This is a genomic window from Vibrio sp. SALL6 (assembly GCF_002002385.1).
Lineage (GTDB): Bacteria > Pseudomonadota > Gammaproteobacteria > Enterobacterales > Vibrionaceae > Vibrio > Vibrio parahaemolyticus.
Genome location: NZ_MQVK01000022.1, coordinates 30136 through 49675 on the forward strand (window position 1 = coordinate 30136; position 19540 = coordinate 49675).

Annotated in this window: 16 protein-coding genes; 10 read left to right on the forward strand and 6 right to left on the reverse strand. The window is 44.2% G+C overall.

The features are described from left to right. Nucleotides 1-18: 18 nt before the first annotated feature. Nucleotides 19-450, reverse strand: a complete 432-nt coding sequence (locus tag BIW15_RS13930) for a type IV pilin protein (RefSeq protein WP_005496290.1) — start codon at nt 448-450, stop codon at nt 19-21. A gap of 103 nt (nt 451-553) precedes the next feature. Here BIW15_RS13930 and BIW15_RS13935 point away from each other — a divergent pair, with 103 nt between their 5' ends. From BIW15_RS13935 to tadA, 6 genes are all read left to right on the forward strand, one after another. After that, on the forward strand, nt 554-1063 hold the full coding sequence (locus BIW15_RS13935) for a GspH/FimT family pseudopilin (protein ID WP_021454347.1): 510 nt from the start codon (nt 554-556) through the stop codon (nt 1061-1063). After that, nucleotides 1044-1661 carry a hypothetical protein gene (locus BIW15_RS13940; protein WP_025636099.1) on the forward strand — a complete coding sequence of 206 codons (618 nt, stop codon included), beginning with the start codon at nt 1044-1046 and terminating at the stop codon, nt 1659-1661. Before BIW15_RS13935 ends, BIW15_RS13940 begins: the two co-directional genes overlap by 20 nt. Next, on the forward strand, nt 1658-2968 hold the full coding sequence (locus BIW15_RS13945) for a hypothetical protein (protein ID WP_069539637.1): 1311 nt from the start codon (nt 1658-1660) through the stop codon (nt 2966-2968). Before BIW15_RS13940 ends, BIW15_RS13945 begins: the two co-directional genes overlap by 4 nt. Continuing rightward, complete coding sequence (locus BIW15_RS13950) at nt 2958-3368, forward strand: prepilin-type N-terminal cleavage/methylation domain-containing protein (RefSeq protein WP_077281184.1); 411 nt, start codon at nt 2958-2960, stop codon at nt 3366-3368. Before BIW15_RS13945 ends, BIW15_RS13950 begins: the two co-directional genes overlap by 11 nt. A 287-nt stretch (nt 3369-3655) precedes the next feature. After that, entirely contained in the window at nt 3656-5215 is a 1560-nt protein-coding gene (locus tag BIW15_RS13960; RefSeq protein ID WP_025551307.1) for an AbgT family transporter, read from the forward strand. A gap of 166 nt (nt 5216-5381) precedes the next feature. Then, on the forward strand, nt 5382-5906 hold the full coding sequence (gene tadA, locus BIW15_RS13965) for a tRNA adenosine(34) deaminase TadA (protein WP_024700116.1): 525 nt from the start codon (nt 5382-5384) through the stop codon (nt 5904-5906). Nucleotides 5907-5963: 57 nt separating this feature from the next. Here tadA and BIW15_RS25345 read toward each other — a convergent pair whose 3' ends face one another. Next, nucleotides 5964-6098, reverse strand: coding sequence for a hypothetical protein (locus BIW15_RS25345; RefSeq protein ID WP_005488686.1), 135 nt, complete (start codon nt 6096-6098; stop codon nt 5964-5966). A 308-nt stretch (nt 6099-6406) separates the two neighbouring features. Continuing rightward, nucleotides 6407-7984, reverse strand: a complete 1578-nt coding sequence (gene mltF, locus BIW15_RS13975) for a membrane-bound lytic murein transglycosylase MltF (protein ID WP_015296324.1) — start codon at nt 7982-7984, stop codon at nt 6407-6409. A gap of 299 nt (nt 7985-8283) precedes the next feature. Between mltF and purL the strand changes: the two genes are divergently transcribed. Further along, on the forward strand, nt 8284-12192 hold the full coding sequence (gene purL, locus BIW15_RS13980; protein ID WP_077281186.1) for a phosphoribosylformylglycinamidine synthase: 3909 nt from the start codon (nt 8284-8286) through the stop codon (nt 12190-12192). Between the two features lie 269 nt (nt 12193-12461). After that, complete coding sequence (locus BIW15_RS13985; protein ID WP_005455950.1) at nt 12462-12764, forward strand: DUF3622 domain-containing protein; 303 nt, start codon at nt 12462-12464, stop codon at nt 12762-12764. Nucleotides 12765-12851: 87 nt separating this feature from the next. Here BIW15_RS13985 and BIW15_RS13990 read toward each other — a convergent pair whose 3' ends face one another. Both BIW15_RS13990 and BIW15_RS13995 read right to left on the reverse strand, forming a co-directional pair. Further along, complete coding sequence (locus tag BIW15_RS13990) at nt 12852-13295, reverse strand: hypothetical protein (protein WP_005496270.1); 444 nt, start codon at nt 13293-13295, stop codon at nt 12852-12854. A gap of 211 nt (nt 13296-13506) precedes the next feature. Next, nucleotides 13507-14577, reverse strand: coding sequence for a succinylglutamate desuccinylase/aspartoacylase family protein (locus BIW15_RS13995; protein WP_005496268.1), 1071 nt, complete (start codon nt 14575-14577; stop codon nt 13507-13509). A gap of 330 nt (nt 14578-14907) precedes the next feature. On the opposite strand from BIW15_RS13995, the gene BIW15_RS14000 reads away from it, so the two are divergent. Continuing rightward, nucleotides 14908-15447, forward strand: coding sequence for a DUF3332 domain-containing protein (locus BIW15_RS14000; protein WP_077281187.1), 540 nt, complete (start codon nt 14908-14910; stop codon nt 15445-15447). Nucleotides 15448-15523: 76 nt separating this feature from the next. On the opposite strand, the gene BIW15_RS14005 is transcribed toward BIW15_RS14000, so the two are convergent. Then, nucleotides 15524-16996, reverse strand: coding sequence for an aminoacyl-histidine dipeptidase (locus BIW15_RS14005; RefSeq protein ID WP_025499715.1), 1473 nt, complete (start codon nt 16994-16996; stop codon nt 15524-15526). 1021 nt (nt 16997-18017) lie between these two features. Between BIW15_RS14005 and BIW15_RS14010 the strand changes: the two genes are divergently transcribed. Continuing rightward, nucleotides 18018-19307: an NCS2 family permease gene (locus BIW15_RS14010; protein WP_005456001.1), complete on the forward strand. Its 1290-nt coding sequence runs from the start codon at nt 18018-18020 to the stop codon at nt 19305-19307. Nucleotides 19308-19540 lie beyond the last annotated feature (233 nt).

Below are 19540 nucleotides of genomic sequence, written 5' to 3' on the forward strand. Positions count from 1 at the left end.
TTTTGCATTTGTAGTTTTTTAGTTCCAACAAGCGCTTGGTGATTCAACATTTGTTGACGTTAAAGTGATAGTTGTAGCGCCATTCAAGCACTCGTCGTCGTCCTGCCCAAGATCCGATTTTGCTGTTGCTGTAATGGTGTAGGCTGTGATTGCAGAGCTCACAATATCGAACGAAAATCGATCTGTGTCGGAATCACATAGAGTACAAGCGCCACCAGAAATAATATGACTCCAGTCATACCCACCATCGTAAGATGTCTCTAGTTCCAGTTGAATTCGACTAAGATCGCTCAAGGCAACCGTTCTATGGGACTTGATCACATGATTGGTATAAGAAGGGTAGGCGATTGCTGCAATGATTCCGACGATCGTTACGGCTATCAGTAATTCGATCAATGTCATCCCTCTCAATCTTTTTTTGTAGCTGTTACAACGAGAAATTCGAATCATCACGAGTAGTTTCCTTTTCACTTTTCCGCCTATTTTTGGCAGGTGATAGCATCTGTGCAAGATGAATTACGGTCGACTAGCCGTTTGCATAGGAATTTGGGAAATGCCTCGCGGGTTTACGTTGTTGGAACTTATGATCACTGTTGCTGTGCTGAGTATTATATTAGCGTTTGCAGCGCCAAGCTTTAGTCGTGTTTCTCAAACAGTACAAATGCAGAGACTTGCAACAGAGTTGGTCGGTTTTTTGAGCCAAAGTAAATCTGAAGCAGTCGTACGAAATAAAAAACTATATGTCCATTTCTCTATGAATAAAGGCAATGTAGTGAGTCAAGGTGCTTGGTCAATCACCTTAACCGATGCAGAAAGTGGTGCGGGGAATGTTATTTTACACCTTTCCGGGACACAGTTTTCAGAATTATCAGTGTTACATAGTTATGAGACTAAAAAAATGAGTTTTGAGGAAGTGAGAGGTCGACCGCAAAGCGGAAGTATCGAGTTCTTCCCGACCGGTGAGCAAAGTACAAAATTAAAAGTGGCACTTTCTAATCCGCCAGGGCGAATAAAAGTTTGTAGTATGTCTGGAGCTAAATTGTATGATTACCTTAAATGCTAGCAGACGTTACCAAATAGGTAGCTCTTTGATTGAACTCATGATTAGCTCTCTAATTGGACTCATAATTTTAGGAATAATTGGTTCGATATTTATTAGCATACAACAAACAGCGAAAGAAAAAAGCTTAGAACTAAATTTGCTACAAGGGCTTAATATTACTCTAGCTGTCATGAAAGAGGATATTCAAAGAGCGGGTTATGATGGTGGTCATGGTATGTCTCTTAAATTATCCGGAGCCTCGGAAACAATAACAGTCAGTGGTGCATCTTCTATTGGGTTTGTTTATTTTAGAGATGACTCTCCGTTAAATAAAAACTATAGAAATATTAAGTATGAGAAGCGAGATAGCAAACTTGTAATCTGTGAGAATGGTGTAGTATCCCAAGCCCAAATACTGCCTTTTGATGGTGTGGATTTTTGCCGTTCTTTATTTGATGAAGATATTTTTCAAGTGACGAATTTTACAGTGAATTCTAAAGTCGTAACGAATGGCACAAATATTAGCGCTGTAACGGATGTTACTTTGGCTTTACAAACTGTAGACGGCGTAATTAATCAAGTTGCAGAGTTTTCAATTAAGCAAAGGAATTGGCAATGAGATCTAAATTTGGATGTTCTGGATACACGACGTTGTTAGTAACATCCATACTATTATTGTTTGCTTTGATTGCATCTCTCGCATCATCAAAGGGCGTATTCTTTCAATTAAAAGTGGCTCAGAATGAACTAAAAGCTCGACAAGAACATTGGAAGGCTGAAGGAGGATTGGAATGTGCTTTTGCACAAATAAAGGAGAAGATGTTAGTACTTCCTCCTTCGGGAACAATTACTCTACTGGGCTGTGCAGTATCTACGACGATAAGAAAGCTCAGCGATTATGAATATTTGGTTACATCTAAAGAGGGAAATACAAATTTAAGTAAAGTGATAATTTCGACAGGAAACGGCCTTGGTGCAGTACTAAAAACGAGTGCGTCGGTAGAGCTTACTGGCTCAATGCATTTTGTCCCTAAAGCAAAAGGTTTGTCGTCTGACAGTGAGTGTACATCCATTATTGCTGGTGGAACCGTGAGTTATGTAGCAAGTGTAAGTGGTTCTGATGAGCACTTTCTGACGGTGGACAGTTCAGTCAGTAGTCATGCTACTGGGATTTTAGGGGCTCCTAGCTTTACTTGTAAGAATTCGCACAAATCCAATTTATTTGAAGAAACCAAACGTCCAACCTACCTAGCTACTACTAGCACTTCGAATAAAAATGAAGATATCAAAGAAAATGTTGCAAATATTTCGGTTTTCAAAGACTTATTCACTATGGATTTCAACGCAGTTAACGTAGCAAAACTCAAAAACGAGATTAAAGCGGATCCTGTTGGCGTTGTAATTGCTAGCGGTAAGACACCTAAAGGTTGGGTTAAGTCATGCCATACTAAGTTAGCTAATGCTTACGCTGCTGGAAAACGAAGGTTTTGGGTCGATGGCAGTTGCGCAATATCAGGAAATATTTTTGGTTCTACTACTCAGCCTGTAGATAATGCTATTCAGCTTATTATTTATGATGGTGTTCTCTACAGTCAAAGTATGAGTTATTTTGATGGACTTCTTTACCAATACCTTTCAAAGCCAACTGTGTTGGATGTTAAAGGAATATGGATTGATCTTTTTGATTCTAAAAATGATATAGGTGTAACCCCTACTTCTTTTCACAAGCATGATATTAATAATGACTTTAATAAATATGCTTTTTTGCTAGATGGTTCATTGAAGCTTGATGGCGGGATAGGGTTAGATGCAGAAGATAGAACTATAAAATTAAATGGATCTTTGATACCTGCCTACAATGGTGGAAAGAGCGGCAAGTACATTGAGAAACTAAAGTGGCAGCGAGGCTCTTGGAATGATCTCTAAACAAAAAGGTTTTAACCTTCTTGAGGTTCTAATTTCTTTTTTGCTTATCGGTGTCGGGGCTCTAGGTTTAACAAAGCTAAACGTGTATCTCGAACGAGAATCCGACTATGCGATAGAAAGTATTGAAGCACTGCGTCTAGCAGAGAACCAACTTGAATGGTTCCGCACGCGTGGAGCCTCGGATGCGCTTTCGACGATCTCTACGGCTAGCTTTGCCGCTATTGCAACAGGATCGTCCGCTACTGGTGCGTATACAGTGGAGTGGGTTGTGCCGTCGGTTACTGTGTCTGGATCTCTTAAAACCATTACTATTACGACCAGTTGGAAAGATAGAATGGGAAAAACGCAATCAGTTCAGTTGAAAACTATGATTTCACAGTACAGTGAATTCGAAAACTAAGTTCAATTGCATACATGGCTTGAGACAAAGTAGTGGATAATTTCTTTTTGATACCGGGTTTGTCTCAGTTAATGAATGGTTTTCGAACTGTTAATGCGGTTGATGTGCTACTGTTTTTATTATGTTTAATTGGAGTGGCGTTTTTGCAAAATATGTCTCCAATTATGGAAAAAATTATAGAACCTTGTGCTTTCCCTAGCCTTATTTACTAGAATGCTGTGTTGATAATAGGCCGTTATAATTATTCAAATAGGCCTTGGCACCAACATCATTCATATGGAGTTACCATGAGTAACCAAGCTGTAAATAAGGCACCATCATCGAAGCCGAGCGGGATGGATCGCTTTCTAAACTTTATCGAGCGTGCAGGTAATAAAATTCCTGATCCTGCGATTTTGTTTTTCTGGGCACTGATCATTACTTGGGCTGCGTCTGCACTTTTATCGAATGTGACTTTCGACCTTCCAAACCCTCGAACGGGCGAAGCTCTTACCATTACTAACTTACTTACGGGTGAAGCTCTAGCAAGTTTCCTTGCTAACATGGTCACTACGTTTACTGGTTTTGCACCTCTAGGCATCGTATTAGTTGCAATGTTGGGTGTAGGTGTTGCGGATTCTTCTGGTTTTATCACGACTGGCCTTAAGAAGATGCTGAACTTCACTCCAGCGAAGCTACTTACACCAATGCTTATTCTTGTCGCAATCATCTCGCATACCGCGGCTGATGCGGGCTACGTTTTGGTTATTCCTCTAGGTGGTATCATTTTCCATGCCGCTGGTCGTCACCCTCTAGCTGGTATCGCAGCGGCATTTGCTGGTGTGTCTGGTGGTTTCTCCGCAAACTTCATTCCTTCAGGTATTGACCCATTGCTCGCTGGTTTCACACAAACAGCAGCACAGGTTCTTGATCCTGAATACGTGGTTAACCCTCTAGCAAACATCTTCTTCACTGGTCTATCTTCAGTGATCATCGTTGCTATCGGTTGGTACGTGACTGAGAAAATCATCGAGCCACGTCTAGCAAAGATGCCAATTGATGAAGATGCAGAAACGGCGCCAAACTTAGGCTCTTTCACTGAGTTGGAATCAAAAGCATTCCGCTACGCTGGCTGGGCTATGATGGCGGGTATTGCACTTCTTGTTGCCGCGTTATTGCCTGATAACTCTGCACTTCGCTCTCCTGAAGGCGAAATTACGGCGTTTTCTGCGCCTATCATGAAGTCGATTGTTCCACTGATCTTCATTCTATTTATCATCCCTGGTTACGTTTACGGTAAAGTATCTGGCACCTTTAAGACAAGTAACGACATCATCAAAGCGATGGCGGACACCATGTCGACCATGGGCGCATACATTGTAATGTCATTCTTCTGTGCTCAGTTCCTATCTGCATTTGCTCAGTCAAACATCGGTACGATGCTAGCGTTGTATGGTGCTGAAGGCTTAAAAGCGATGAACCTACCAGGTGAAGCAACCATCATTGGTATGATCTTGCTAACAGCGGCTGTAAACCTACTTATCGGTTCCGCTTCTGCGAAATGGGCTTTGATTGGTCCAATCCTAGTTCCAATGCTAATGGCGGTAGGTATTTCTCCTGAACTATCTCAGGCGGCTTACCGTGTGGGTGACTCAGTATCGAACATCATTTCGCCTCTGATGGTATTCTTCCCTCTTGTAGTGGTTTACTGTCAACGTTACGTGAAGTCGACAGGCATTGGTACACTTGCGTCACTGATGATGCCATTCTCGATTGCTATGTTGATTGGTTGGTCAATCTTCCTAGTTCTTTACTGGATGGTAGGTATCCCACTAGGTATTCAAGCACCGTACACATACACGATGTAAATGATCGAATATTAGAGAAAAGCGCAGGTCGAAAGGTCTGCGCTTTTTTGTTTTGAGGTGCCACTACTAAAGAGGCGCATCTCCAAAACTTATGTCCTGCTGTAGTGAAAGCGATGTTGGTGGTAATATTTCGCTATTCATAGTTGCCTTCATTTCTGGAGCCCTTTTGTCTGAGCATCAATTTACCCCACAAGACGAAATTTTTATGCGCCGCGCACTTGCATTAGCTGAACAAGCTGAATTGGAAGGAGAGGTGCCTGTGGGAGCGGTATTAGTTAAAGATGGAGAAGTGATTGCAGAAGGCTGGAACCGCTCTATCTGCTCTCATGATGCAACAGCACATGCGGAGATTCAGACTCTACGTAATGCTGGGACTGTGTTAGAAAACTATCGACTTTTAGACACCACTCTCTATGTCACACTAGAGCCTTGCCCTATGTGCGCAGGAGCACTGTTGCACAGCAGAGTGAAACGCGTGGTATTTGGCGCGCCAGATCTTAAAGCGGGCGCGGCTGGTACGGTATTGAACTTGTTTGAGAGCCAAGCGGCTTACCATTACGCAACGGTCGAAAGAGGGCTGTTAGAGGATGAGTGCCGTGAGCAGTTGCAGGCCTTTTTCAAGCGTCGTCGCAAAGAAATTAAGGCCAAGAAACAAGAGAAAAAAGCGTCAGAAGGTAAGCAAGAAGATTAAGTTGGTGAGTTGTGTTCAGCAAACATCTACGGGTGTGTAGATGTTTGCTTTAAGTTCTTAGTGATTTACTAAGTGAACGAATACACGATTGCGTGAGCTGACTTTCTTTTTCATCGTTGTCAGCTTTCGCTTACGGCGAATCGCAGCCACTGTCTTATTCAAACGCTTTGACTGCACTCTACGTCTTCTCATATCCGAACCTCCTGCAGACAAGACTACAAACACCCTCTCGCGATACAGCGCACGCTGCATCTACTTTGCATTGTGGATGACATTCTAGTGATGGAGTCACTTCAAATTAGGAGAGAGGGAAACCAACCGAACCGATTTATTCCGCAAGCATCAATTAACGGGTATGGACGCTGCAGTAAGGTGTTGACCAATCACGTTTGTATACACTTACTATGATGACCGGTCTGGTTCGGAACATCGGATTTTAGATAAGTTCTACCTTGGACTCAACAAAAAAGACGAGCTTCACACTCGTCTTTTTTGCGTGTTTATTCTTCTTCTTGGTCTAAATCTTCATCGACGTCATTGGTGACATCAGAGGCACCAGACACTTCTTTTGCAATGGTTTCCACCGCACCAGAAACAAGCAACTCTGGATTTAGCGGTGGGATAACCTGTAGATCATCCGTATCTTCATCAATGGAAGGCTTTTGACTGACATGCCCAATGATTGATTGGTAGTAGCGTCGAATATTTTCAACGTAATTTCGTGCCTCGTCTCCACGAGCGTAGCCATAACGAGTTTGGCTGTAGTAACGCTTTTGTCGTAACAGCGGTAGTCGGTCTTTTACATCTGCCCATGCGTTTGGATCGCCACCTTGTGCCTTGGTTAATCGACGCGCGTCCATCATGTGGCCATAACCAATATTGTACGATGCCAATGCAAACCAAATTTTTTCATGTTCGTTAATCGTATCAGGTACGCGAGCGACAATGCGACGCAGGTATTCCACACCACCACGAACAGATTGTTCTGGGTTTAGACGATCGGTTACACCAACACTTTTCGCAGTTGGTAAAGTCAGCATCATCATGCCACGAACACCCGTAGGCGATTTTGCTTTTGGTTTCCAATGAGATTCTTGGTAGGCCAAAGCCGCGATTAAACGCCAATCAAACTCTTCGCTGTATTTTTGGAACAGCGGAGCCCATCTCGGCAACTTATCATCAAGAGCACGAATAAAGGCACGCGTGTCCACGTAGTCAAACGCTTCAATATGGCCAATGTACTTCTCTTCAAGAGAAGCTAGCTCGCCAGATTGTTTGATATTGCCGAAAAACTCAATCAGCATCGCATACAAGCTCTCATCCTCTGAGCGGCGAGTAAACCATGATACTGGTTGATCTTCGGTGAGCTCAAAAGCAAGTGCTAAATCTGGATACAGGCGTTGCGCGAGAGACAGCTCTACGGAATCAGTGACGGTGAAACGCAGTTCTCCAGTCGATACATGTTTCAGTAAATCGCGAGTGTCAGCATCGCCCACGATTTCAAACTGCAATTCAGGATACTGCTTTTTCAATGCCGTCAGTGTCGGAACATATTGAGACTGTTCGACAATTTTCAATGTTTGCGCGCCAGCATTCACGTCTTCTTCTGATTGACTGTCTTTGGATGCTTGATACTCGATAAGCTGCTCAATATCACGAGGACGAAGCTGGCCCTTTTTGTAGACCACTTGCTGGCTTACATAATAATAAGCAGGGCCAGGTCTAAAACGTTTGACGGCTTGTGAGGTTTGATTAAGCCCCGTAGCAATAATATCGATGTCGCCCTTCTTTAAGGCAGGGAAAAGGTCGGCTTGTCTGAAAGCGGGTTTGATTTCTAGCTTTACGCCCAACTCTTCTGCAAATTTACGCGCCAGCTCATAATCCAAACCCGCAGGGCCATCAGGACCAATGTAGTACGAGAGTTGGTTGTTGAGCGTGCCAACGCGTAGCACTCCGCGCTCTTGGATTTTCTCGAATTCACTTTTCGGCTGCGACTCAATTTGGCAGGCAGAAAGTAGTAGCACAGAAGCAAAAAGTAGGACGCTGCGCTTGAGTCGGTTGAAGTGGCGTATTTGCATTGATCGGTACATCTCAGAAAATTTCTAGTGGTCTTTATATCAAAGCGTAGAGATGGGGCAAAGCGAATCGGACAGATAGAGTGCGACATTGTGTGTTTTATCGACATTTCGGCTACAACTCAAATTTGACAAAAAAAATGACGCAAACGGTTGCTTTTGATGTTACATCACAAAAACAATTGCTATATAATGCGCTCGCAATGACGAGGTGGAATCGGCATAGGTTCGATAGGACTCAAGTTAAGTATCTGAATTTATTCCAATATCACCTTAATCAATTGCATAAGAGACCTAAGCACATGAGAATTTTGCGTGGCTCCCCAGCTCTTTCTGAGTTTCGTGTTAATAAACTACTGGAACTTTGTCGTGAACAAGATCTGCCTGTAACTGGCATCTATGCCGAGTTTATGCATTTTGCAGATCTAAAGTCTGACCTTGATGACCAAGAGTTAGAAAAACTTGAAAAGTTACTAACTTACGGCCCAACAATTGAAGAGCATGAGCCAGAAGGTCTTCTACTTCTTGTTACGCCTCGTCCAGGCACTATCTCGCCTTGGTCTTCTAAATCTACCGATATCGCTATTAACTGTGGTCTGGACACTGTTAAGCGTCTGGAGCGCGGTACGGCTTACTACGTAGAATCTTCAGTTGTTCTATCAGAAGCTCAAGTTGACGCTGTCAAAGCGTTAATTCACGACCGCATGATGGAAACGGTGTTCACAGAACTTGAAGCCGCGTCAGCGCTGTTTACAGTCGCAGAGCCAAAGCCTGTGGCGCATGTTGATATCTTAGCGGGCGGTCGTCTTGCGCTTGAAGAAGCAAACGTTTCCCTTGGTTTGGCACTCGCAGAAGATGAAATTGATTACTTGGTGGAGAATTTCACTAAGTTAGGTCGTAACCCTAACGACATCGAGCTGATGATGTTTGCTCAGGCGAACTCAGAGCACTGTCGTCATAAGATCTTTAATGCAGACTGGACTATCGATGGCGTCGACCAAGAGAAGTCTCTGTTTAAGATGATCAAAAACACATTCGAAACGACACCAGACCATGTTCTGTCTGCTTACAAAGATAATGCAGCGGTAATGACGGGCTCTAAAGTGGGTCGTTTCTTCCCAGATCCGAAATCTCGTCAATACACTTACCACCATGAAGATGCGCACATCTTGATGAAGGTAGAGACGCACAACCACCCAACGGCAATCTCTCCTTGGCCAGGTGCATCAACCGGTTCTGGTGGTGAAATCCGTGACGAAGGCGCGACCGGTATCGGTGGTAAGCCAAAAGCGGGTCTGGTTGGTTTTACAACGTCTAACTTGCGTATCCCTGGTTTTGAACAGCCTTGGGAAACGGACTTCGGTAAGCCGGGTCGTATCGTAAACGCGTTAGATATCATGCTTGAAGGCCCTCTGGGTGGTGCAGCATTCAACAACGAATTTGGTCGTCCAAACCTATTAGGTTACTTCCGTACCTACGAAGAGAAAGTGACTTCTCACGCGGGGGAAGAAGTTCGTGGTTACCACAAGCCAATCATGATTGCTGGTGGTATGGGTAACATCCGTGACGAACACGTTCAGAAGAAAGAGATCCCAGTTGGTGCGAGCCTAATCGTACTTGGTGGTCCGGCAATGAACATCGGTCTTGGTGGCGGTGCGGCGTCTTCAATGGCGTCTGGTCAGTCAGCAGAAGATCTGGACTTTGCTTCAGTACAGCGTGAAAACCCAGAGATGGAACGTCGTTGTCAGGAAGTTATCGACCGTTGTTGGCAGCTAGGTGAAGAGAACCCAATCGCATTTATCCACGATGTGGGCGCGGGCGGTATCTCTAACGCACTTCCTGAGCTTTGTGACGACGGCGAGCGTGGCGGTAAGTTCCAGCTACGTGATGTACCAAATGATGAATTGAGCATGAGCCCTCTGGAAATCTGGTGTAACGAATCTCAGGAGCGTTATGTTCTTGCGGTAGCACCAGAGCATATGGAAGCGTTCGATGCGATTTGTAAGCGTGAACGTGCACCTTACGCAGTAGTTGGTGTGGCTACAGAAGAGCGTCATCTAACTCTAGAAGACTCCCATTTTGATAACACGCCAATCGATATGCCAATGGATATCTTGCTTGGTAAAACACCGAAGATGCACCGTGAAGCAACGACTTTGAAAGTAGATAGCCCAGCGATCGTACGCGACGGTATCGAAATCAACGAAGCGGTTGATCGCGTACTTCGTCTACCAACGGTTGCTGAGAAAACGTTCCTGATCACGATCGGTGACCGCTCAGTTACTGGTTTAGTTGCTCGTGACCAAATGGTTGGTCCTTGGCAGGTGCCTGTGGCGAACTGTGCAGTTACAGCGGCAAGTTACGACACATACCACGGTGAAGCGATGTCGATGGGTGAGCGTACTCCGGTTGCTCTACTAGACTTTGGCGCGTCTGCTCGTCTGGCTGTTGGTGAGTCACTAACTAACATCGCGGCGACTGACATCGGTGATATCAAGCGCATTAAACTGTCTGCGAACTGGATGTCTCCAGCGGGTCACCCAGGTGAAGATGCGGGTCTTTACGAAGCTGTGAAAGCGGTTGGTGAAGAGCTATGTCCGGCGCTAGGTCTGACTATCCCAGTTGGTAAAGACTCAATGTCAATGAAGACTAAGTGGGAAGAGAATGGCGAAAGCAAAGAAGTGACTTCGCCACTATCGCTAGTTATCACTGCGTTTGGTCGTGTTGAAGACGTGCGTAAGACAGTAACGCCTCAGCTACGCACATCTGATACCTTGGAAGGGCTAGGTGACACTTCACTTGTTCTTGTTGATCTGGGTAACGGCAAAAACCGTTTGGGTGCAACAGCACTGGCACAGGTTTACAAGCAGCTGGGTGATAAGCCAGCAGATGTAGACAACGCAGAGCAACTAAAAGGCTTCTTCGATGCAATGCAAAATCTCGTACGTAACGACAAGCTGCTTGCTTACCACGATAAAGGTGACGGCGGTCTATTTGTAACGTTGGCTGAGATGGCGTTCGCGGGTCACTGTGGCGTAAAAGCGAACATCGCAGAGCTGGGTGAAGATGCGCTGGCGGTTCTATTTAACGAAGAATTAGGTGCGGTTGTTCAGGTTAAAAACGACGACCTGGACTCAGTCCTATCTACGCTAGCGGCAAACGGCTTAGAGTCATGTTCACATGTAATTGGTTCTGTTGAAGCATCAGACGACTTTGTTATCACTTCTGGTGATGATGTTGTGCTTAAGCGTTCACGTACCGAACTACGTGTTATCTGGGCAGAAACTACGCATAAAATGCAGGCGCTACGTGATAACCCTGCATGTGCAGACCAAGAATTTGAAGCGAAGAAAGACAACTCAGACCCAGGTCTGAACGTATCTCTAAGCTTTGATGTGAATGAAGATATCGCAGCCCCTTACATTGCGAAAGGCGCGAAACCTAAGATGGCGATTCTTCGTGAACAAGGTGTTAACTCTCACGTTGAAATGGCAGCAGCCTTTGACCGTGCTGGCTTTGAAGCAACCGACATCCACATGAGCGACATTCTGACAGGCCAAGCGGTACTTGATGAATACCAAGGTCTGGTAGCTTGTGGTGGTTTCTCTTACGGTGACGTGCTCGGTGCGGGTGAAGGTTGGGCGAAGTCTATCCTGTTTAACGCACAAGCTCGTGAGCAGTTCCAAGCGTTCTTCAACCGTGAAGAGACATTCTCTCTAGGTGTTTGTAACGGTTGTCAGATGCTTTCTAACCTGAAAGAGCTTATCCCGGGGGCAGACTTGTGGCCACGTTTTGTTCGCAACGAATCTGAGCGTTTTGAAGCGCGCTTTAGCTTAGTTGAAGTACAGAAGTCTGATTCTGTGTTCTTCGATGGCATGGCGGGCTCTCGTATGCCTATCGCGGTATCTCACGGTGAAGGTCGTGTCGAAGTACGTGACGGTGAGCACCTAAACGCAATTGAAGCGTCAGGTACTGTAGCGCTACGTTACGTTGATAATAACGGTAACCCAACGCAACAATACCCGAACAACCCGAATGGTTCGCCAAATGCGATTACTGGTCTGACTACCGAAGATGGCCGTGTAACCATCATGATGCCTCACCCAGAGCGTGTATTCCGCACAGTTGCAAACTCTTGGGCTCCGGAAGGTTGGGGTGAGAATGGCGCTTGGATGCGTATGTTCCAAAACGCGCGCAAGAACATCGGTTAAGTCTTAATACTTTACAAACGCAAAGCGCAGATCGAAAGATCTGCGCTTTTCTTTTTTGGGATTGTGGAAGTGCGAAGTCGAAAACGGGCTAGTACACTTATTGCCAACAACCAATGTGGTTTAAGTGTGGAAAATAAAATTTTTGCAGCCAATCATAATGATTTATGCTCTAATACCGCGCTTACCAAGGGATGGTGTTAAACAGCTCAGCTTAGATGGAGTTATCAAGTTGACCGAATCCCTGATTAATCCCTTAGGAACTGAAATAGATGTCTAAAAATCCAAAATTTGCTATCCGCGTAACTGAAAAACGTAACGGTTGGAGCGCAGAAATCACTCGTCAAGTAACGTCTCGCAAAACAATGGTTTCAAAACGTGAAACTGGGTTTGACAGCGAAGAAAAAGCACAAGCTTGGGCTGAACAAGAACTTGCGGGCTTCATTGAAAACCAAGTTGTTCGTAATGAGCGTAAAGCTGTACAGCGTCAAGAACGTGAAGCAGAGCAACTTGCGGCAAAAGTTCGCAAAGAAGAAGCTCGTAAAGCACGCGAAGCTGAAGCTGACGAAGAATAATGGCATATATTCCGATTGATGTTTCGATCTGTCGGTAATGCTAAAAAGCCCTGAAGTTTTCTTCAGGGCTTTTTTGTTGGCTCATTTTCATAAGCAGTCAGAAGAAACCGAGAAGCCAAAAGAGCCTTCGGAAGGTGCGGCAAACTGTTGGTTGCCAGGCAGTAAGTGAGGATTGTTTGCGTAAACACGATGAGATGATTTGTTATTACGTGTATGCACAGGCGGTAAATCAATATGATGTAAGCCATCCGAAAGATCGTTGGCCTCACCGTAGTCAAAGTCTGTTGTGACCTCGGCGTTATTTTTTGTGTGGTAACAATGATCTGGCTTGCCTTCCTCTCGCCATTTGAGTTCTGAGCGTTGCGCGTCCAAGTTGAGTTCATCTGGAACAGATGAAGCATAATGATCTTCTAGTGAATGTTGTTGACTTTGTTCTTGTAAGTATTGAGCGATGTTTTCAGATTCTTGAGCGAGGAGATTTGCAGAAAGTCCAAGTCCCAACAAACAACCAATGAGTTGTGTTTTATTCATAGATGTGTGCAAGCAAAAAAGAAAACATAATACGAATAAATAAAACGCTGTGCAATTGTGCGATGAACAAGATGAATTGAAATAAGCTAAACACGAAGCACAAACGTTAAGTTTTCATGTTTAAGTGTTTGTAATAAATAATATTGGTGAGTAAACATAACAAAAAAAGCCCGGCACTAGGTACTGGGCTTTGAGATCATAGAGCATGCAATTATGACTGAGAGTCGAGTGGGATTTGTCCCGTCGTTACCTGTTCGACGTCAAACTCAGTTAATCCTTCAATGTAGCTTTCTACCGCTTGTTCTACTTCATCGTCGCTTTGGCTGAAGTATGCGAGGTGGAAAATGGCATCGCCTTCGTTTACCAATGGCAGCGTTTGCTGACCGATCACTAAACCACTTTTAGGTGCTTTTAGCTCTATTTCATCGTGACCGAGGGGTGAGCTGATGTAAGCTAAGGTTTCACCTTTTTCTACTTTATCGCCTAGGTTCACCACCGTGCGTAAAATACCGTTGCCTGGCGCTCTAACCCAGCTGGTCGATTTCGCGATAACAGGTTCAGGCAGTTTTTTACGGCTGGCTCTTAACATACCGATCGCTTGCATAACGCGTTGAACGCCTAAAACACCAGCACTGATAGATAGCGGATCAAAGCGAAGTGCTTCACCAGCTTCGTAAGTCAATACTGGGATATCACACTTCTCGGCTTCGCTACGTAGCGAGCCATCACGCAATGCAGAGTCAACGATCACTGGCGTGGCAAATGCTTTAGCAATGCGCAGTGTTTCCGGATTGCTCAGGTTAGCGCGTATTTGGGGTAGGTTAGTACGATGAATCGCACCTGTGTGTAAATCTAAAATATAATCACAACGTTTCGCTATATTATTGAAGAATCCGTACGCCATACGTGAGGCGAGTGCGCCTTTTTCGCTGCCAGGGAAACAACGGTTTAGATCGCGGCGATCGGGTAAGTAACGAGACTTATGGATAAAGCCAAATACGTTTACGATTGGCACCGCAATAACCGTACCTTTTAGCTTTAATGGGTTTAACTGGTTGATCATCTGACGAACGATCTCTACGCCATTAAGCTCATCACCATGGATTGCGGCGTTCACCATCAGCACTGGACCTTCTTGTTTCCCGTGAATGATTTCCACAGGGATAGAAAGTGGAGAGTGCGTGTATAGCTGAGCAGCTTCGAATTCTACTTCTAAACGCTGTCCTGGTTGTATTTTATGCCCGAGCAGCTCAAATACTTTGCTTGTTTTACTTCTGGCCATAAACCATCTCTGTCAAATAAGTTAGCAACAATGTAACAATCGCGTCAAAATCACACTAATCATTCTAATTAAGGATACGACAAATTATTTTAATCAAGGAGAGCAAATAATAACCTTTTGTGGAAAGTTTGTTGTAAATGTGACGTTTATTATTTGCTGAATATCTCGTCACCCTTATCTTAAATTGGTTATTTATTGTTTAGATAAATGTCCACGTATTAAAAATAATAAAGATGCTTTCTTCGGAAAATTCTGTCTTTTATCCCTAGTTTTTATAAGCTAATATCCGCGCCGAATTTTCGACCTAATACTTTCTAACTAGAGGTTTTGATGAAAAAGGCAATTGCTAAAATTGGCGTATTGACTGCTGTGGCAGTTTCACTTTCAGGTTGTGTTGGCAGCAACGCGGTAACTGGCTATGTTATGGGCTTCAACTTGAAAGCGGTAGATAACCGTTACGCTCGTGGTGGTCTAAACATGCTTATGGCACCAGTTTACGGTGTGGCAATCGCAGCTGACTACATCGTATTTAACTCTCTAGAGTTCTGGACTGGTAAAAACCCGCTAAACGGCAAACCACACATCTTCGATACTAAGATGGACACTTACATTGATGTAAACCACCAGCTAGATAAGTCGCTTACAACAGCGCCGATTGGCCCACTTACAAACAACCGCGTTATCGAGCAAGGCCAAATGCACCAAATCGATGAAAATACGGTTCAGATGAACATCACATACAACAACGGCGAAAAAGCGACGTTAATGGGTGTACGTGAGGGTGAGTTTGTTACTTACTACATCAATGGTGAAGTGGTCGCGAAGACTTCTATGGATGAGCTAGCAGCGTACGCGCAAACTCGTGCATAATTCGCGATACTCTCGTGATAAATAGCAATAAAAAAGGGTGTCTCGGCACCCTTTTTGTTTTGTTGTCGCGTTTGGATTACGCTTTCTCAGGAATTGCTTCTAGAAGCGCAACCATTTGATCCCAGAACAGTTGAACGGTATCAATCTTCACTTTTTCATCAGGAGAGTGAGGGAACTTGATCGTTGGGCCGAAAGAAACCATGTCCATGTTCGGGTACGGCTCTTTAAATAGACCACACTCTAGACCTGCGTGAATAACCATGATGTTTGGTTTGTGGCCGTAAATGCCTTCGTACATATCACGGAAAATTGCCATGATTTCTGAATCAGCGTCTGGTTTCCAACCAGGGTAAGCGCCTGAGAACTCAACTTGTGCTCCTGCGAGTTCAGCAACAGAGCGTAACATGCTCTCTACTTGGCTACGGCCAGAGTCAATCAAAGAGCGAATCAGACACAGAACAGTCACTTTATTTTCTTCAGTAGTGATCACGCCAACGTTCAGTGACGTTTCAACCACACCTTCAATTTCGTCGCTCATGCGCATCACGCCATTAGGACATGCGTTGAGAGCAGCAATAAAGCGTTGTTGATCCGCCGCGGTGAAGGCTTGTGATTCGGTTGCGATCTCTTCATTGAACGTCACAATGCCCGTTTCTACTTTGCCAAGCTCAGCTTTTAATAGCTCAGTGTAGTAGTTGAAAAGCTCTGCAAGCTTCTCTTGGTTTTCAGCAGGAACAGCAACTGTTACGAAAGCTTCGCGAGGAATAGCATTACGCAAACTACCACCACGGAATTCAACCAAGCGAAGATCCAACTCTTGTGCATGGCCCGCTAGGAATCGGCCAAGCAGTTTGTTGGCATTACCACGACCAGTGTGGATATCACAACCAGAGTGACCGCCTTTTAAACCCTTCAAGGTTAGCTGACGAGTCACAAAGCCAGTAGGGATCGCGTCGCGTTTGATGTCAAAAGTCATCGCACCATCGATACCACCAGCGCAGCCCATGTACACTTCGCCTTCTTGCTCGGAGTCGGTGTTTAGAAGAATATCACCTTCCAACCAACCTGCTTCAAGCCCGAATGCACCTGTCATGCCTGCTTCTTCATCAATTGTTAGTAGAACTTCAATTGGCCCATGCTTGATATCTTTAGATGCTAATACAGCAAGACAAGAAGCCATACCAATACCGTTGTCTGCACCAAGCGTTGTGCCTTTCGCTGTTACCCACTCACCATCGATGTACGGTTGAATTGGATCTTTTGTGAAGTCGTGGTCAGTGTCTTCATTCTTCTGTGGCACCATGTCAATGTGTGCTTGAAGAACCACGCCCTTTTTGTTTTCCATCCCAAGCGTTGCTGGCTTTTTGATGAATACGTTGCCCGTTGGGTCTCGGCGAACATCGAAGCCTTGCTCTGTTGCCCAGTTGATAATGTACTGTGCTAATGCTTCTTCATGCTTAGATGGATGAGGGATGGAACAAATCTTATCGAAAAACTGCCAAAGTGGAGCAGGTGACAAGGTACTGATTTCAGAATGGAATTCAGACACGGAAGACTCCTTTTGATGTGCTTTGCCAAACATATACCGTATAAATAATGTGTGATTAGCAGGAAATGCTAATGATATTTGGCATGAATTAGCTCAAGGATACCACCAGACGAAGGCTACTAGTAGTCGAGAACAAAAGGATTTCCTTCCTCACTGTCACACTTTATGAACATGGTATAAGTCGTAAATGCGCTTATGTTTATATGAACTGAAAGTAGAATAATTTTTAATTCACAAAAATGTAATTTAATTACAGTTAAAATTTGATTGACGTCAATTTATGGATTTTTTGTGACTTTTATCACTAAAATGCTTGTAATTAAATTTCTTGGTGGTATATTTGTAACCAGCTTCTGAGATGAAGAATGAAATGCTCAAAGGATGAGTCCGTTTATCGCCTCCAAGGAACCGAGAAATCAACGACTGTTTTAATTGATTTAGAAGGTGATATTTATGAAAGGTTTACCAAGTGCAATGTTCTGGAATAGCAAATCTGTATATACCGGTAACTTTGTATACCCAACAAGCTTTGGCTACTAAGTGAAGTCAACGCATGTGACTCGAACAGTTTGTTCACCCCTATAAATTGGAATTTTTTTTCAGTGATAGTGCTGACATGATTCACCGCCACTCAAATTGAGTGGCGTTTTTTTATCTCTTGTTTCTACTTCCGACCAAATTTCCACCACTAAGCCTCCATTCTCTTATTGCTGCTAAAAGGAATCCCACTTACGCAGTAAATTGTGAGTGAATATTGCCCTTTAACGTCCATTTCTGTTTGAAAGTTTAGAACATTGCTCAATTTGCACGCATTGAAGGCAAAGTGAACATGAGCGGTTAGTTATTGTTTAATAAGCGCTATATTCATTCTTGATTTTAAATACTAACGGATGGGTTTCATATCCTGCGAAAAAAAACGCTTTAGAGTGATGATTCTATCTAGAATTTGCTATTTGATAACTTTATAATTCCTGCCAATCGATTACGCAACCGTTTACTTTTACCTTTACAGGATTCGATCATGCTCGAAAGGCTCTTTAAACTTAGTGAAAACGGCACAAATGTGCGCACTGAGATCATTGCAGGTATTACGACCTTCCTTACCATGGCTTACATTATTTTTGTAAACCCAGCTATTTTGTCTGATACCGGTATGGATCGTGGTGCGATCTTTGTTGCAACGTGTCTTGCCGCCGCGATTGGCTGTTTCATTATGGGCTTAGTCGCAAACTACCCAATTGCTCAGGCTCCGGGCATGGGTCTAAACGCATTCTTCACATATTCCGTTGTGTTAGGCATGGGTTACACATGGCAAGTCGCGCTGGCTGCAGTGTTTGTTTCTGGTGTTTTGTTTATTCTGCTGAGCATTTTTAAGATTCGTGAGTGGATCATTAACTCGATCCCGCATTCGCTTCGAACCGGCATTTCTGCAGGTATTGGCCTTTTCTTGGCGTTTATCGCCCTTAAAAACGCAGGTATTGTGGTTGATAACCCAGCGACATTGGTTTCAATGGGCGATATCACGTCATTGCCATCAGTGTTGGCGGCGATTGGTTTCTTCCTTACTATCGCGCTTGTTCACCGTGGTGTGAAAGGTGCGGTGATGATCGCGATTTTGGGTGTGACGGCGCTTGGTCTTCTATTTGGTGATGTGCAATGGAACGGTGTCATGTCAACACCACCAAGTATCGCACCTACATTCTTGCAATTGGATTTCTCAGGTCTATTTGAAGTCGGCATGATCTCTGTTGTGTTCGCTTTCTTATTCGTCGACTTATTTGATACGGCTGGTACGCTCGTTGGTGTTTCTCAAAAAGCCGGTCTAACGGATGAGAATGGCAACATTCCTCGTCTAAACAAAGCACTACTTGCTGACTCAACAGCGACTTCTGTTGGTGCGTTGCTAGGTACGTCAAACACGACTTCATACATTGAAAGTGTTTCGGGCGTAGCTGCTGGTGGTCGTACTGGTCTAACCGCAGTGGTTGTTGGTGTACTCTTTCTGCTTGCGCTATTGTTCTCGCCACTAGCGGGTATGATCCCTGCGTATGCAACGTCAGGTGCATTGTTCTATGTAGCAATTTTGATGCTTTCTGGCTTGGTGAGCATTGATTGGCGTGACCTAACTGAAGCATCTCCAGTCGTTGTAACTTGTCTTGTGATGCCGCTTACTTTCTCTATTGCAGAAGGCATCACCCTAGGCTTTATTGCGTATGCTGCTATCAAATTGTTTAGTGGCAAAGGCCGCGATGTATCGATGAGTGTTTGGGTTATGTCTGCCATCTTCATCGTTAAATACCTGGCCGGGTAATTACTTTTAAAAAGCCAGCGCGAGCAGCAAAAGCTGTTCGTTCTGGCTTTTTGCTTTTAGCGTTGTTCACTGAATTCGATTTTTCTGCGTAATAGGCGGAGAATTTTGATATCACCGTTGGTATTAACGGTGTGTTTCGGTAGAATAATCGTTTGCGCAGCTTGAAATCCTCGTCTCCTGACCTCTGGAGAGCATAGTGAATATTCCGCTTTAAAGCCGTTTCGCTAGATTTT

Coding starts and splice junctions, on each gene's coding strand:
- BIW15_RS13930 (WP_005496290.1), bottom strand. CDS start 450: ATGATTCGAATTTCTCGTTGTAACAGCTACAAAAAAAGATTGAGAGGG.
- BIW15_RS13935 (WP_021454347.1), top strand. CDS start 554: ATGCCTCGCGGGTTTACGTTGTTGGAACTTATGATCACTGTTGCTGTG.
- BIW15_RS13940 (WP_025636099.1), top strand. CDS start 1,044: ATGATTACCTTAAATGCTAGCAGACGTTACCAAATAGGTAGCTCTTTG.
- BIW15_RS13945 (WP_069539637.1), top strand. CDS start 1,658: ATGAGATCTAAATTTGGATGTTCTGGATACACGACGTTGTTAGTAACA.
- BIW15_RS13950 (WP_077281184.1), top strand. CDS start 2,958: ATGATCTCTAAACAAAAAGGTTTTAACCTTCTTGAGGTTCTAATTTCT.
- BIW15_RS13960 (WP_025551307.1), top strand. CDS start 3,656: ATGAGTAACCAAGCTGTAAATAAGGCACCATCATCGAAGCCGAGCGGG.
- BIW15_RS25345 (WP_005488686.1), bottom strand. CDS start 6,098: ATGAGAAGACGTAGAGTGCAGTCAAAGCGTTTGAATAAGACAGTGGCT.
- mltF (WP_015296324.1), bottom strand. CDS start 7,984: ATGCAAATACGCCACTTCAACCGACTCAAGCGCAGCGTCCTACTTTTT.
- purL (WP_077281186.1), top strand. CDS start 8,284: ATGAGAATTTTGCGTGGCTCCCCAGCTCTTTCTGAGTTTCGTGTTAAT.
- BIW15_RS13985 (WP_005455950.1), top strand. CDS start 12,462: ATGTCTAAAAATCCAAAATTTGCTATCCGCGTAACTGAAAAACGTAAC.
- BIW15_RS13990 (WP_005496270.1), bottom strand. CDS start 13,295: ATGAATAAAACACAACTCATTGGTTGTTTGTTGGGACTTGGACTTTCT.
- BIW15_RS13995 (WP_005496268.1), bottom strand. CDS start 14,577: ATGGCCAGAAGTAAAACAAGCAAAGTATTTGAGCTGCTCGGGCATAAA.
- BIW15_RS14000 (WP_077281187.1), top strand. CDS start 14,908: ATGAAAAAGGCAATTGCTAAAATTGGCGTATTGACTGCTGTGGCAGTT.
- BIW15_RS14010 (WP_005456001.1), top strand. CDS start 18,018: ATGCTCGAAAGGCTCTTTAAACTTAGTGAAAACGGCACAAATGTGCGC.